Source organism: Prosthecobacter sp., from assembly GCF_044373815.1.
Taxonomy (GTDB): Bacteria; Verrucomicrobiota; Verrucomicrobiia; order Verrucomicrobiales; family Verrucomicrobiaceae; genus Prosthecobacter.
Genome location: NZ_JBIPNG010000150.1, coordinates 1 through 13182 on the forward strand (window position 1 = coordinate 1; position 13182 = coordinate 13182).

Consider the following 13182-nt stretch of genomic DNA (forward strand, 5'->3'; position numbering starts at 1 on the left):
TTCTGCTGCAAGTCGAATATGATGGAGCGCCTTCCGAGACTTATCTTTTGCCACTGCGGCTGGCTGCGGAAGACGCTGTGTTGGTTGATGCGCTTGAGGACGAATGTTTTCGTGCGGCCTTGCTGGAGATCATCACGGGTGAGCAGAGAGTTTCTTGTGGCTCGGGGGAGTTGGTGGGGATTTGCGGTGAAGTGTTTAAAGTTCAGGCGAAGAAGATGCCTTCGCGGGTGCTGAAGCTGGAGCAGAGCAATTCGTCCATTCTTTATGACGAGCGGTTTTTCCTGAAGCTCTACCGCAGGCCGGAACTGGGTGAGAATCCTGATGTGGAACTGCTGCGCTACTTCAGTGAAGAGGGGCGATTTAGGAATGTGCCCGGCTACTGTGGAGCCATTGAATACAGGGTGCCGGGTGCCCTGCCGCGGGTGCTGGCGCTGCTGGTGACGAATGTTCCGAATGAGTGCACGGCATGGACTTCGACGCTGCGTGCACTGGCGCGGAAGCATGAGGCGGATGAAGTCATGAGCAACATTGATCTTGAACGAGCGCGGTTGCTTGGAGTGCGCACGGCCCAGATGCATCTGGCGCTGGCTGCGGAGACTGAGGATGCTGGCTTTGTGCCGGAGGCGTTTACCTCGGCGTATCGGGCGGAACTTTGTCAGAACATGGCCGATGCCACGCGGCGCATGATGACGCTTCTGGAGCAGAAGGTGCATGCATTGCCTGAAGAAATTCGTGACGAGGCGGTTGATCTGCTTCGGCGGGAGCAGGAAATCCTGCAGCGTCATTCAGGACTGATGGAGGGGCAGGTGAATGCCTTGCGAATTCGAATTCATGGGGACTATCATCTGGGGCAGGTGCTGGACACTGGGCATGACTTCATCATCATCGACTTTGAAGGCGAGCCAGCGCGGCCGTTGAATGAGCGGCGCATCAAGCATTCGCCATTGCGCGATGTGGCCGGCATGCTGCGGTCGTTTGATTATGCTGCACACACCGCCGCCCAACCGGAAGCATGGGTCGAACGTATAAGCCAAGAATTCTTGAACGCCTACCTGACCACGGCAGAGGGCGCGTCCTTTCTGCCCGCCAACGAGGAAGAACTGCGCATGCTGCTGGAAGTCTGCCTGTTGGAGAAAGCGGTGTATGAAGTCTGCTATGAACTGAACAACCGTCCCGACTGGGTCGGCATTCCTTTGCGGGGCATTTTGCGCATCCTGGATCGAAGCGTGGCGCGATAAGATCAGTTCTTTTTCTCCTCGTCCTTTTTCTCTTCCTTCTCCGGCTTGGTGAGTTCGCGCATGGGATTGGCGGGCTTGTCGTCTTTGTAGAGCTGGAATTTGCTCTTCACGGGGCGGCGGGGCCAGAAGTTGTTTTCGATGTCGGTGTCCACGAGTTCCTGGCGGGGGTCGAAGGTGACGGATTTCAGCTCCTTTTTGGTGAAGAGAAGTTTGGCTGATTTCTCGGTGTTGAAGCGCCAGATTTCTGCGGGGAGCTTGAGCTCTTCGCTGCTGCCGTCGGTGTAGTCGACTTTCAAGATCACGGGGGTGACGAGGCCGCCGACGTTGCTGAATTCGATGAGGTAGAAGTTGTGCTTCGTCTGTAGGAGGGCTGGGTCGATTTTCTCTTCCTTGAGTTCCTTGATGAGGGATTCGAACTTTTTCTTTTCGCTCGGCAGCACGGTGGCCTTGTCATAGCTGTCGTAGAAGTCTTTCAATTCGGGGTAGCGGTCGATGCGCTTGGAAAGCGAGTAGTTGCGCTCGCGGGTGAGGGTTTTTGGCAGTTCGTCCTCCTCCTTTTTCTTTTTGGGTTTCTCGATGGCGGGATCGCGTGAGTCGAGCTGCAGCCACTTCACTTCATCGATGGAGACATCGACATGGTCGGTGCTGTAAAACCAGCCGCGCCAGAACCAGTCGAGATCGACACCGCTGGCTTCTTCCATGGTGCGGAAGAAATCGGAAGGAGTGGGGCGCTTGAACATCCAGCGCTTGGCGTAGGTCTTGAAGGCGTGGTCGAAGGCTTCGCGGCCGAGGATGTGTTCGCGCAGGATGTTCAGCGCGACGGTAGGCTGGCCGTAGGCATTGGGGCCGAGATCGGCGATGGATTCCGAGTTGGTCATCACCGGCGCACGATCCTTGAGGCGCATGTAATCCGTCATGCCGCGTTCATTGCGGCGGTGCTTCCAGTCGTTCTCCCATTCTTCTTCGGTCAGGAATTCGACAAAGGAGTTCAGCCCCTCGTCCATCCATGTCCACTGGCGCTCGTCGCTGTTCACGATCATGGGGAAGTAGTTGTGGCCGACCTCATGGATCACCACACCGATGAGGGCATATTTGGTCTTTTCGGGATAGGTGCCGTCTTTCTCAGGGCGCGGGCCATTGAAGCAGATCATTGGGTATTCCATGCCGCCGATGGGGCCGTTGACCGACCATGCGACGGGATACGGATACTCGAAGGTGTAGCGTGAGTAGACCTGAATCGTGTGCGCGATGGCGTGCGTGGAATACTTGTCCCACAGCGGCATGCCTTCCTTGGGATAGAGCGACATGGCCATCACGGGCTTGCCGTTCACCTTGGCTCCTTCGACGGCCATCGCATCCCAGATGAATTTACGTGACGAGGCGAAGGCGAAATCGCGCACATTGTCGGCCTGGAAGATCCAGGTCTTCTTGCCTTTGGGCTTGGATTTTTCCGCAGCTTTAGCCTCGTCAGGAGTGACGATGAACAGGGGCTTTGTCTTTTCGCTTTCGGCCTGCTTCAGGCGGTCGCGCTGAGTTTTTGTCAAGACGGCGTCTGAATTTTGCAGTGTACCCGTGGCGGCCACCAGGTGATCGTCCGGCACGGTGAGGCGCACGGTGTAGTTGCCGAACTCGAGCGTGAACTCGCCGGTGCCGAGGAACTGCTTGTTGATCCAGCCGGCGTAATCCGTGTAAGCCGCCATGCGCGGGAACCACTGCGCGATGGTGTAGATGGTGTTGCCATCCTCTTTGAAGAACTCGTAGCCCGTGCGCGCATTGATGCGTTCGCAGTCGTTGATCGGGTAGCTCCAGGCGATCTTGAAGACGAAATCGGCCCCGCCGGCCAGGGGTTCGTTCAAGTCGAGGCGCAGCATGGTTTTCACCACGGCATGGGGCAGTGGATTGCCCTTGGCATCGGAGAGCTTGGTGATCTTCATCTCGCCATCGTAGTCTTCGTAGGCCAGAAGGCGGTCGAGTGCGGAGTAAGTGATCTTGGACGGATCAATGCCGCGCTTGGTGTTTGGCACGGCGCGTGAGTCTGCCGTGTGGGAAAGGAAATTTTGATCGAGCTGCACCCACAGGTAGGTCAAGGGATCTGGGGAGGCATTGTGATAGGTCACGGTGGCCTCTCCGGTGATGGTGCGTTTTACGTCGTCCAACTCGACGCTGATGTCATAGTCGGCGCGGTTTTGCCAATAGGCTGTTCCGGGAGCGCCAGAAGCATTGCGTTGCGCTGAAGGCGTGGGGATCGTGGGATCAAGCTGCTGAAACTTGCCGACCGGTGCGCCGGACTCAGCAGCGGAAAGGGTGAGGGCGGCGAAAAAGACGGGAGTGAGCAGTTTCATGAGAAGGGCGATTCTCCAAATGCCGGAGCCAAAGGCAAGCGCATCCTGCTCACCTGATCTTGCGAAGCGTGGCGAGTTTCTTCCACTTGCCTTCGTTTCCTGCTTCTGATTGCATCAAACCATGAATCCACCTGCAGACTCCCTTTCCCGCCGTGACGCACTCAAAGCCACCATCGCCTCCGTGGGGCTCAGCGCCCTGGCCTTTGAGCCCGTCCGTGCGGCCCCTGCTGCTGCACCCGATGCGCGGCGTGGTTCGGTGAAGAAGTACAAGATGCTGAAGTCGATCAATCTGTGGGCTTTTCCGTACCCGGAGCGCATGACGTTGCGCGAGTGCATGCAACTGGCGAAAGACGCGGGATTCGACGGCATCGAGCTGAACTACGATCTCGACAACGATCTCTCGCCGAAGCATGGCACGGCGGATTATGTGAAGATCCGCAAGATGGCGGACGAGATCGGCATTCAGATCAGCGGGCTGTGTTCCTTCCTATTCTGGCCGTATCCGCTGACGAGCAATGATGCTGCGAAGCGTGCGCAGGGCATGGAGCTTGCAGGGAAGATCGCCCAATGCGCGCATGATCTGGGCGTGGAGAATGTGCTCGTCGTGCCGGGTGCGGTGCACATCCCGTGGCGCACGGACCATGAGCCGGTGGCGAACGATGTGTGTGACCAGCGTGCGTGCGAGGCCGTGGGGCAGCTGGCGAAGCAGGCGGAAAAACTGAAGGTCTGCCTGAACATCGAGAACATTTTCTTCAATGGCTACCTGATGACGCCCATGGAGATGAACGCCTTTGTGGACAGTTTTGGCAGCGAGCATGTGCGCGTGCATTTTGACACGGGAAACATCAGCATGTTTCAGTTCCCCGAGCATTGGGCCAAGGTGCTGGGCAAGCGCACGAAGAACGTGCACCTGAAGGAGTTCACCAAAAAGGGCACGGACTTCAGTCTCGAAACTTTTCGCCCGCTGCTCGATGGAACGACGAACTGGCCTGCGGTGACGGATGCGCTTGCTGACACTGGTTACGAGGGCTTCCTGACGTTCGAATACTTCCATCCGTATGCCCATTACCCGGAAGCGCTGATCTACCAGACTTCGGATTCGCTGGACCGCATCCTGGGCCGCAAAGCATGAGCTGGGAAACGATCACGCTGTTGTTTGTCGCCGGGCTCAGTGCAGGATTCATCGATGCGATTGCGGGTGGCGGCGGACTGATTTCCGTGCCGGCATTGCTGTGGGCAGGGCTGCCGCCGCAAATGGCGCTGGGGACAAACAAGATGCAGGCCGTGTGGGGGACGCTGATGGCGGTGCGGAAGTATGCGAAGGCGGGGTTCGTATCATGGTCGCAAGTGAGGCTCACGGTGCTCATCACGTTTGTGGCGGCCTGTCTGGGTACGTGGACGGTGACGCAAGTGAGCAACGAAGTGCTGAGAAAGATCGTGCCCTGGATGCTGCTGGGGATTGCTGTCTATGTGCTGCTGAGTCCGGGGCTGGGGAAAACGACGGCAAAGGCGCGGCTAAGGCTCGGAGCTTTCGCATGTCTGGCGGGCAGTGTGCTCGGTTTTTATGATGGTTTTTTTGGTCCTGGCACGGGCACTTTTTGGACGCTGGCCTGCATTTCACTGCTGGGACTGGAGCTGACGCGTGCCACGGCTTTCACGAAGGTTGCGAATCTCACCAGCAACATGGCTTCGCTGCTCGTTTTCGTGGCCTATGGGCGGGTGAATTATGAAATCGCAGCAGCGATGATCTGTGGGCAGCTCATTGGCGGTCGGCTGGGTGCTGGAATGGCGATTCGCCATGGGGCGCCGTTTATCCGCATCATCTTCATCAGCGTGGTGCTGGCGATGGTGGCGAAATTGTTGTGGGATCAGTTTGCGTGATTTGCGCGTAGTTCACTGAATCCGACTGAAATTGAAGGGCGTATTTGCCTGACACTCTCCCATGCTTATGATCGCTGCTCCCATGTCAACCGTCCAAACCACTGCCCAAGGGCGTCAGTTTCCTAAATTCGATCTCGCACGCCTTCTTGGCACCGTGTTCAAGCCCACATTCGGGCGAAAGATCTGCATCCTCATCGATCTGCCAGATCTCGCTGAAGCGAAAGATTATGCGTTCTTGAATAATCCGGAGCGCCCCATCCAAAAGCGTGCGCATGAGCATTTTTATCTGGGGCTGAAAAACGGCGTGGCCGAAGAGCTGGCGCTGAAAGGTGGCGAAATGTTTGCCTACACGCAGACCACCGGCAGCAATCTGGACATGCCTGATCTTTGCGTCGATATGAGCGGCAAAGAGCTGAGCCTGGAGAAGGATGTTTATCAGAACTACGACATCATTCTTTGCATCTCCACCTTCTCCGCCACCGCGCCGCTGACGGCGTTTGCCAAGCAGTATGGCTTCCGTGGTGCGACGCTGCATGGCGTGAATGACGTTATCCTGAACTCCGGTCTGGCCGTTGATTACGAAGTGGTCAGCATTGATGCCGAAAAGCTTCGCAAGGCGATGACTCGCGCTGATGCCGTGGAAATCGATTTCACCGTGGAGAACGGACCTGACATGACGGTGCGTCTTGAATTGAACCAGCAGGAAGCGCAGAAGAGCCACGGCCTGTGCCAGGGTGATGCGCCAGACATTGCGAATCTGCCGGCAGGTGAGGTTTACTTCGTGCCCACCGGCGCGGAAGGAACTTTTCCTTTGAAATACGAAGACGGCACGCTGGGCAAGCTGACTGTCACGGGTGGTTGTATCATCAAGTCTGAGCTTATTGCGGGGAACCAGAGCACGATTGATGCGCACAATGCCAAGCTTGCGGATGATCCCATGACGGGTGTGCTTGGAGAGCTTGGTTTTGGCACGCAGGTGCTGCCGGTTTCGGGCGCAGACATCCAGGATGAAAAAGTACTCGGCACCTGCCATCTGGCCACGGGGCGTGACGACCACCTGGGTGGCCACATCACACCTGCACAGTTCAAGCGTCATCAAAACGCGACGCATGATGACATCCTCTTCGCACCACACAAGACGCCGAACTTTGACATCAAGCAGACGCGCATGTTCCGCGATGGCGTGGTCACGGTCTTGAATGAGCATTTCCAGCCGTCGAAGTATTTGCTGGAGGCTTTGGCTGCTGAGTAATCCTGAAGGATGAGCCCCGAGTCCTGATCAAACAAAGGCTGGAAGCCCCTGGCCGTTGTCAGGCTGGAAGCCTGACCTCCATTAAACGTGCATGAACATCTACGAAACGCGTCGCCTGCTCGACGAATACCTGCTCTTTCACTACGGCCAGCCTGCGGAGGTGCTGCCATGGGAGAGCGGGCCGCGTGAGGCGCTGGGCTTTCCGGTGCGCACGGTGATGGAGCTGATCGATCTGCCGCGCACGCCTTGTGAAGCCGTGGCGCTGGATCTCGGCTGTGCGGTGGGGAGGTCGAGTTTTGAGCTGGCGAATTTCGGTGTCAGTGTGCTGGGCATTGATTACTCGCAGAGTTTTGTCGATGCAGCAGCGGCACTGGCCCGTGATGGCAGCATGAGCTATGAGCGCGTGGATGAAGGCAGTGCCAAAACGCCGCTGGTGGCTCGCGTGCCGGAGAATCTGCGTCGTGATCGCGTGCGCTTTGAACAAGGGGATGCGATGAACCTGCGGAGTGATCTCGGAGATTACGACATCGTACATGCGGCGAATTTGTTGTGCCGGCTGACCGATCCGCTGAAACTGATCGAGCGCCTGCCATCTCTTGTGCGTCCGGGAGGGCAACTGCTGCTGACCACGCCCTGCACCTGGCTGGAAGACTTCACGCCGCGTGGGAACTGGCCGCAGGGCTCGACGCGCGATTGGCTCACGTCTCTGCTGGAGCCGCACTTTGATCTCTCCAAGACCTGCGACATGCCGTTTCTGATCCGTGAGCACGCGCGGAAGTATCAGTGGAGCGTGGCGCTGGGGATGCGCTGGAGGAGGAAAGTCGAGGAGGTGTGAGTTTGTGAGATTGATTCCCGCCGGCGGTTACGTCTAGGCTGGGTGATCATGAAAAACGCGTTGTTATTTGCCTCCCTCCTTGCCGCCTCTGTGCAGGCGCAGACTCCGAATTTTAAAGAACAGCAGATCGATGATGCCGTGGGCATCGGCTACGGACTGGCGGTGGCGGATGTGAATGGCGACGGACGCACAGACATCCTGCTGGCGGACAGCAATGTGATCGTCTGGTATGAGAACCCGACGTGGAAGAAACACATCATCGCTGAAAAGCTGACGGAGAAGGACCACGTGTGCATCGCGGCACGTGACATCAATGGCGATGGCAAATGCGAGATCGCCGTGGGGGCTGAGTGGAATCCGGGAGACACGGTGGGAAGCGGAGCCGTGTTTTATTTGATCCCACCGGCGGATCGCACGCAGAAGTGGGAGCCGGTGAAACTGGCGCATGAGCCGACGACGCACCGCATGAAATGGGTGCGCAACCGGGCGGGGCGTTATGATCTCGTGGTGGTGCCGCTGCATGGCCGCGGCAACGACAAGAATGCTGAAGGCACCGGCGTGCGCGTGCTGGCCTACCACATGCCGGATGATCCGCACAAGGAGTGGAACACCACGCTGGTGCAGGGGACGATGCACAAGACACACAATCTCGACATCATTCCAGCCCCGGGCACGGAGGCGGAAAGCCTGCTGCTGTGTGGACGCGAAGGTGTGGTGAGGCTGGATCAATCCGACAACGGCTGGAAGGAGCAATGGATCTCGAAGCATCCGAAAGACTCCACCGATCTCCTTGGCGCGGGTGAAGTGCGCTATGGCGCGTTTGCGGGCGGGCAGCCGTATGTCACGACGATTGAGCCGATGCATGGGGACAAGCTGGTGATTTACACACCGAAACCTGGAGGACCCAAAAACGGTGAGTGGCAGCGCCATGTGATCAGTGATCAACTCGTCGATGGGCATGCACTAGCGACGCATGATTTACTGGGCATGAACAACCGACAGATCGTGGTGGGCTGGCGTGCGCAGCAGAAGGTTGGCAAGGTGGCGGTGAAGCTGTTCTGGACGACGAAGGAGGATGGCAACGGCTGGCAGGAGGCCTTCATTGATGATGGCGGCATGGCTTGTGAAGATGCCGTTTGCGCTGACTTGGATGGCGATCGCGATTTGGAGATCATCGCAGCAGGTCGTCGCAGTAAGAATATTAAGATTTACTGGAATCAGCGAAACCAGTGAAATGTAAAACCTGCTCTGGACTCTAGCTGATTGGTTGCATAGGCGCAGTATGTGCTCCTAGAATTGTGATCGCTATGAGAGTCACTCGTCTTTTCATTTCTGCCGCCTGCGCACTGCTCCTGAGCCAGTGTGCCGTGCCTGAGTTTTCCTTGTTCTCTTCGCGCATCGAAGTGGCTCGTCGGCCCATGATGATCATGCCGCCGCTTGCATCGCAGCCGGTCATGTATGTGTGGAATGGCGCCAGCAAGTCAGGTCCGTTGAGTGTGAACATCGATCTTAGTGAACAGAAGGCTTATCTCTTCAAAGGCGGTGAAAACGTCGGCTGGACGTACGTGGCCACCGGACGCAGCGGCTTTGCTTCTCCCACAGGCACGTTTCGCATCATGGAAAAAATCGTCGACAAGCGTTCGAATCGCTATGGCATGATTGTGAACAGCAATGGTGATGTGGTGAACAGCAACGCCACTGCTGGTGTTTCGCGCATCCCTCCGGGCGGACGTTTCGTGGGTGCCAAGATGCCCTACTGGATGCGGATCACGGGTTATGGAGTCGGGCTGCATGCGGGAGCGATTCCCAATCCTGGATCTCCGGCTTCGCATGGCTGCATCCGCCTGCCGAGGGACATGGCGGAGACGATTTTCCAGAATGCTTCTGTCGGTGCACGGGTGACGATCATGCATTGAGGACTGGCCAAGCCGTTCACGAAAGGTGACTGGCGCTGTTAGCTTCTCACTGCTTCGGCCAGGATCTCTTCGAAGCGCAGCAGCCAGGCTTGCGGACTCGCTTCCCGCAGCAGCCACTGACGCCCTGCGCTGCCAATGACAAGACGCTCCGTTGCAGGTGTGGCCTCCATGGCCAGCACATCCTGGACAATGCCATGGACATTCCCCGTCTCATGCTGCAAACCGGTGACGCCATGCTGTACGATCTCGCTCAAACCGCCTGAGTTCGCGGCGAGCACCGGTTTGTTATAATCATACGCTTCGTAGACCACGAGGCCGAGAGGCTCCCACCATGTGGAAGGCACGATCACCGCGCGGCAGCGCCGCAGCGCCTCGCGTTTGGTTTCCCCGCCTGTGTGGCCGAGCTGGCCGATGTAGGGATTGGTGCGGACGCGCTGCTGCACGGCATCGCTGAGCGGACCTTCGCCGGCGATGTGCAGCAAGGGTGTCTTTTTGCCAAGCTGCGCACGCAGTTCGTCCCAGGCATCCAGCATTGGAATGACGCCTTTGGTTTCGACCAGACGTCCAAGGAAAAGGTAGTAGCCCGCATCCTCCACCACAGGAGGCTGCGGCATGGCGTCCCAGGCATGACGCAGGGTGTGGACCCGCGCCTCAGGCAGTGAACCGGAACTGACCAGTTTCTGCCGCATGAAATCTGAAATGGCGATCCACGCTTTCACACTCTTCAACCAGCCGCTGCGGTGAAGGGCCTTCAGCATGACCGCGAAGAGGGCGCTCTTTACCACCGACCCCTGCCATGCCCCTGAGAAAACCTCTCTCCAGTAGCTGCCGTAGAGTGCGTCCTGCACAATCTTGCCGTCCACCTGCAGAGTCCCGCCGACTGAAAACGGACGATAATTATGCAGATACTGCACCACGGGAAGACGACGCTGCAAAGCGGCATGGTACAACGATGGCGAGCCGATAGGAAAGATGTTGTGAAACAGGGCAACGCCCGCGCCACTGGCATCCAAGGCTGCTTCAAACTGCGCGCGCGATTCTTTGTTGTAGAAGAGCCTCTTTGCCTGCGCGGCAGCGCCTGGAGCAGCCTCGCCTTTCCAGTCCGCGCTGTCGAAAAAGCACCGCGACATGGCATGCTGAGCGCTCAGATGATGGTAGATGCGGTCCACGCTCATCTCTTCGCCGCCTGGGGAAAGATAGCGATTGAACACCTGTAAAATGCCCGGTGTCATTGGTGTTCCCTCATTTCGTCGTAGTGTCGTCGCGCCCATTCCTCCAGCACGTATAGCATCCAAACGCGCTGACTCAATGGCCATGCTGCGGTGGAGTTCAGGCTGCCGCTGAAATATTTTTCACAAATCTCCCTCTTCTGCGCCTCATCCACCCAGCCGCGCTCACGGCAGCGCTGGGAGCCCAGTGTGTCGCGGATGCGTTCCTGCCATTTCGGCAGCCGCATCCATTTCATCAGCGGGAGCGTGAAGGTTTTCTTCTTTCGGTCCTCATAAATCTGCGGTGGCAGGAGGCTGCGGAAGGCCTCGCGCAGCACGCGCTTGCCACCCAGTGTGTCCAGTTTGCACTCCGGCGGCAGCCTTCCCGCCAGCGCAAAGATCTCTTTGTCCACCAGCGGCACACGCAGCTCCAGCGAGTGCGCCATGCTCATCACGTCATTGTCTCGCAGCAGCGTATTGGCCAAGTAGGTCTCCGTTTCACGCAGCAGAAGTTCGTGCAGCCACGAGTCTTGGGACTGCGGTTCGAATACCGTGGGAGATGGCATTTTGAAATCTCCATGCAGAAGTCGTGCCACTTGTTCAGGCGGCATGATCGTGCGTCCAAAGGACTGCCATTCGCGCACGTTGCGTCCGGCACCGCCCAGGGCGTAAAAAAGCATCTTCCATGCCTTATGACCGCGCGCGCCCTGCGGCAGCATGGAATCCAATCCGCGCACCCATCTGCCTGCGGCAAGCAGTGGGGACTTCGCGGCCACGGCGATGAGGCGGTAGTAATTGTAGCCTGCCCACCACTCGTCGGCACCCAGTCCACTGAGCGTCACCTTGACCTCTTTGGAAGCCAGCCGTGACACCAGCCAGGTGTTCAGCGCATCGCCCGTCGGCTGGTCCATCTGATCAAAATAGTCGTCCAAACTCGACTCCATCGAAGCCGCCGTCAGTCGTTCACGGACGAACTCGCAGCCAAAATACTCCGCCGTGCGCCGCGCCGCGTCGGTCTCGTCCGGCACCCCCGCGTTTTCCTCGTAGCCGATGGAAAACGTTTTGATGTGCTTCTGGCCCGCCTCGCGCATGCAGGCCACCAGGAGGGTTGAATCCAGCCCGCCGCTCAAGAAGACGCCCACCGGCACGTCGGCGATCATGTGGGCCTTCACGCTTTCCAGCACGCCCTCACGCACCATGCGGCGCTGCTCCACCGCATCATGCACCCATGCCTCGCGCCCGGGCCAGGTGGGCTGAAACCAGCGTTTTACCTCGGCCTTGCCACCGCGCCATGTGAGCATGTGCCCCGGGGGCAGGCAGCGTACGTCATCAAACATCGTCTCCGGACTTTGCACCGCGCCCCGCTGGAAATACTGCGCCAGAGCAACGCGAGAAACCTGGCAACCACCGCCTAGTTTACGCACGGCACGCAGTTCAGAGCCGTAAACGAGATCTCCGTCTGCGGTTATGCGATAATACAGCGGTTTGATGCCAAAGTGATCCCGCGCCAGCACCACCGATCCCGCTTCCGCATCCCGCCATGCGATGGCAAACATGCCGCGCAAGCCCGCCAGTACCTTCTCAATCGGGGCACGTTCCAGCAATGCTCCCACCACCGCCGTATCTCCTGAGGATGGCAGTTTGACTTCACCGAGGCCTGCGCGCAGCTCGCGGAAATTGTAAATTTCGCCGTTGAAGGTGAGCGTGAATCTTCCGCCCCCAAATGACATGGGCTGCCGGCCGTGATCGCTCAAATCCAAAATGGAAAGCCGCTGGAACCCCATCCACCAGTCTTCGCCTTCCGCCTCTGCGCTGTCATCCGGACCGCGGTGTACAATCATCTGCAGAGCCAGCCTGCGCAAGGCACGCTCGTCTTCACGCCAGGGCGTGTTTGGCGAACGAAACCATCCGAGAAAACCGCACATGATATGTCGAAATTAAAAAAAGTGGCCAAGCCCTAGGATTGGGTCCCGCCCACCATGACATCCTTTTACTGGTTTCAAACAGGAAGCATTTGCACGATCAACATCCGGCATTGTATAAATCTAGCATGAACTTCCGTCCTTCCCGGATCATTCTGGCCATGTACTGCATTACTGCGTACATCCGACCGGCAATGGCAGAGGACGCAGCTCCCCGCCCGTGGAAGGACACGCAAGGGCGGATTATCCAGGCTAGTCTGGTCAGCAGCAACGCCGACAGCGTCACCCTGAAGTTGGCGGATGGCAAAGAGCACCAGCTGCCGCTCTCCCGCCTGTGTGTCGAAGATCAGGCCTTTGTGAAGAGCTTGACCGCGCCAGCCCCATCCACCGCGCAGGGAGCAACGCCTGCCGTGACCGCTTCCTCTTTGACCCGGGTTCCTGTTGAAAAACGCACCTGGCCGGAAAACGTCGTGGTTCCGACCAAATCCATTGAAATTCAGGTGGTTGAGGAGAATGCGGCGGCGCGAAAGTGCGTGTACCGGTCTGAGGGATTTGAATTCACCGCGCAAGCCAAACTCATGCCCAGCG

General features: G+C 58.1%; 9 protein-coding genes and 2 pseudogenes. 8 read left to right on the forward strand and 3 right to left on the reverse strand.

Features of this window, described 5'->3' with window-relative positions; translation table 11 throughout:
- Positions 1 to 1238, forward strand: a pseudogene (locus ACIREA_RS13905) (alpha-amylase); the annotation flags it as partial.
- Positions 1239 to 1240: 2 nt separating this feature from the next.
- Here ACIREA_RS13905 and ACIREA_RS13910 read toward each other — a convergent pair.
- On the reverse strand, positions 1241 to 3580 hold the full coding sequence (locus ACIREA_RS13910) for a M1 family metallopeptidase (RefSeq protein WP_397382878.1): 2340 nt from the start codon (positions 3578 to 3580) through the stop codon (positions 1241 to 1243).
- A gap of 121 nt (positions 3581 to 3701) precedes the next feature.
- Between ACIREA_RS13910 and ACIREA_RS13915 the strand changes: the two genes are divergently transcribed.
- The 6 genes from ACIREA_RS13915 (at position 3702) to ACIREA_RS13940 (ending at position 9464) form a co-directional block, all read left to right on the forward strand.
- Positions 3702 to 4712 carry a sugar phosphate isomerase/epimerase family protein gene (locus tag ACIREA_RS13915; RefSeq protein ID WP_397382879.1) on the forward strand — a complete coding sequence of 337 codons (1011 nt, stop codon included), beginning with the start codon at positions 3702 to 3704 and terminating at the stop codon, positions 4710 to 4712.
- Positions 4709 to 5461 (forward strand): TSUP family transporter, encoded by a 753-nt coding sequence (locus ACIREA_RS13920; RefSeq protein WP_397382880.1) that lies wholly within the window; start codon positions 4709 to 4711, stop codon positions 5459 to 5461. The genes ACIREA_RS13915 and ACIREA_RS13920 overlap by 4 nt, the downstream gene beginning before the upstream one ends.
- A gap of 82 nt (positions 5462 to 5543) precedes the next feature.
- Positions 5544 to 6713, forward strand: coding sequence for a hypothetical protein (locus ACIREA_RS13925; protein WP_397382881.1), 1170 nt, complete (start codon positions 5544 to 5546; stop codon positions 6711 to 6713).
- A 91-nt stretch (positions 6714 to 6804) separates the two neighbouring features.
- A complete protein-coding gene (locus tag ACIREA_RS13930) occupies positions 6805 to 7548 on the forward strand; it encodes a putative 4-mercaptohistidine N1-methyltransferase (protein WP_397382882.1) in 744 nt (247 codons plus the stop codon).
- A 48-nt stretch (positions 7549 to 7596) separates the two neighbouring features.
- Entirely contained in the window at positions 7597 to 8781 is a 1185-nt protein-coding gene (locus ACIREA_RS13935) for an FG-GAP repeat domain-containing protein (RefSeq protein ID WP_397382883.1), read from the forward strand.
- Positions 8782 to 8915: 134 nt separating this feature from the next.
- The gene (locus ACIREA_RS13940) at positions 8916 to 9464 is read left to right on the forward strand and encodes a L,D-transpeptidase (protein WP_397382884.1); all 549 of its coding nucleotides are present in this window, start codon (positions 8916 to 8918) and stop codon (positions 9462 to 9464) included.
- A gap of 38 nt (positions 9465 to 9502) precedes the next feature.
- Here the strand turns inward: ACIREA_RS13940 and ACIREA_RS13945 are convergent, their stop codons facing one another.
- Positions 9503 to 10696, reverse strand: a complete 1194-nt coding sequence (locus tag ACIREA_RS13945) for a glycosyltransferase family 4 protein (RefSeq protein ID WP_397382885.1) — start codon at positions 10694 to 10696, stop codon at positions 9503 to 9505.
- Entirely contained in the window at positions 10693 to 12597 is a 1905-nt protein-coding gene (gene asnB, locus ACIREA_RS13950) for an asparagine synthase (glutamine-hydrolyzing) (protein ID WP_397382886.1), read from the reverse strand. The genes ACIREA_RS13945 and asnB overlap by 4 nt, the downstream gene beginning before the upstream one ends.
- Before the next feature lie 125 nt (positions 12598 to 12722).
- Here asnB and ACIREA_RS13955 point away from each other — a divergent pair.
- A pseudogene (locus tag ACIREA_RS13955) lies at positions 12723 to 13182 on the forward strand (hypothetical protein); the annotation flags it as partial.

Bases quoted from the DNA above. Each gene is read 5' to 3' on its own strand.
- ACIREA_RS13920 (WP_397382880.1), top strand. From the start codon at position 4,709: ATGAGCTGGGAAACGATCACGCTGTTGTTTGTCGCCGGGCTCAGTGCA.
- ACIREA_RS13945 (WP_397382885.1), bottom strand. From the start codon at position 10,696: ATGACACCGGGCATTTTACAGGTGTTCAATCGCTATCTTTCCCCAGGC.
- ACIREA_RS13930 (WP_397382882.1), top strand. From the start codon at position 6,805: ATGAACATCTACGAAACGCGTCGCCTGCTCGACGAATACCTGCTCTTT.
- ACIREA_RS13910 (WP_397382878.1), bottom strand. From the start codon at position 3,580: ATGAAACTGCTCACTCCCGTCTTTTTCGCCGCCCTCACCCTTTCCGCT.
- asnB (WP_397382886.1), bottom strand. From the start codon at position 12,597: ATGTGCGGTTTTCTCGGATGGTTTCGTTCGCCAAACACGCCCTGGCGT.
- ACIREA_RS13915 (WP_397382879.1), top strand. From the start codon at position 3,702: ATGAATCCACCTGCAGACTCCCTTTCCCGCCGTGACGCACTCAAAGCC.
- ACIREA_RS13925 (WP_397382881.1), top strand. From the start codon at position 5,544: ATGTCAACCGTCCAAACCACTGCCCAAGGGCGTCAGTTTCCTAAATTC.
- ACIREA_RS13935 (WP_397382883.1), top strand. From the start codon at position 7,597: ATGAAAAACGCGTTGTTATTTGCCTCCCTCCTTGCCGCCTCTGTGCAG.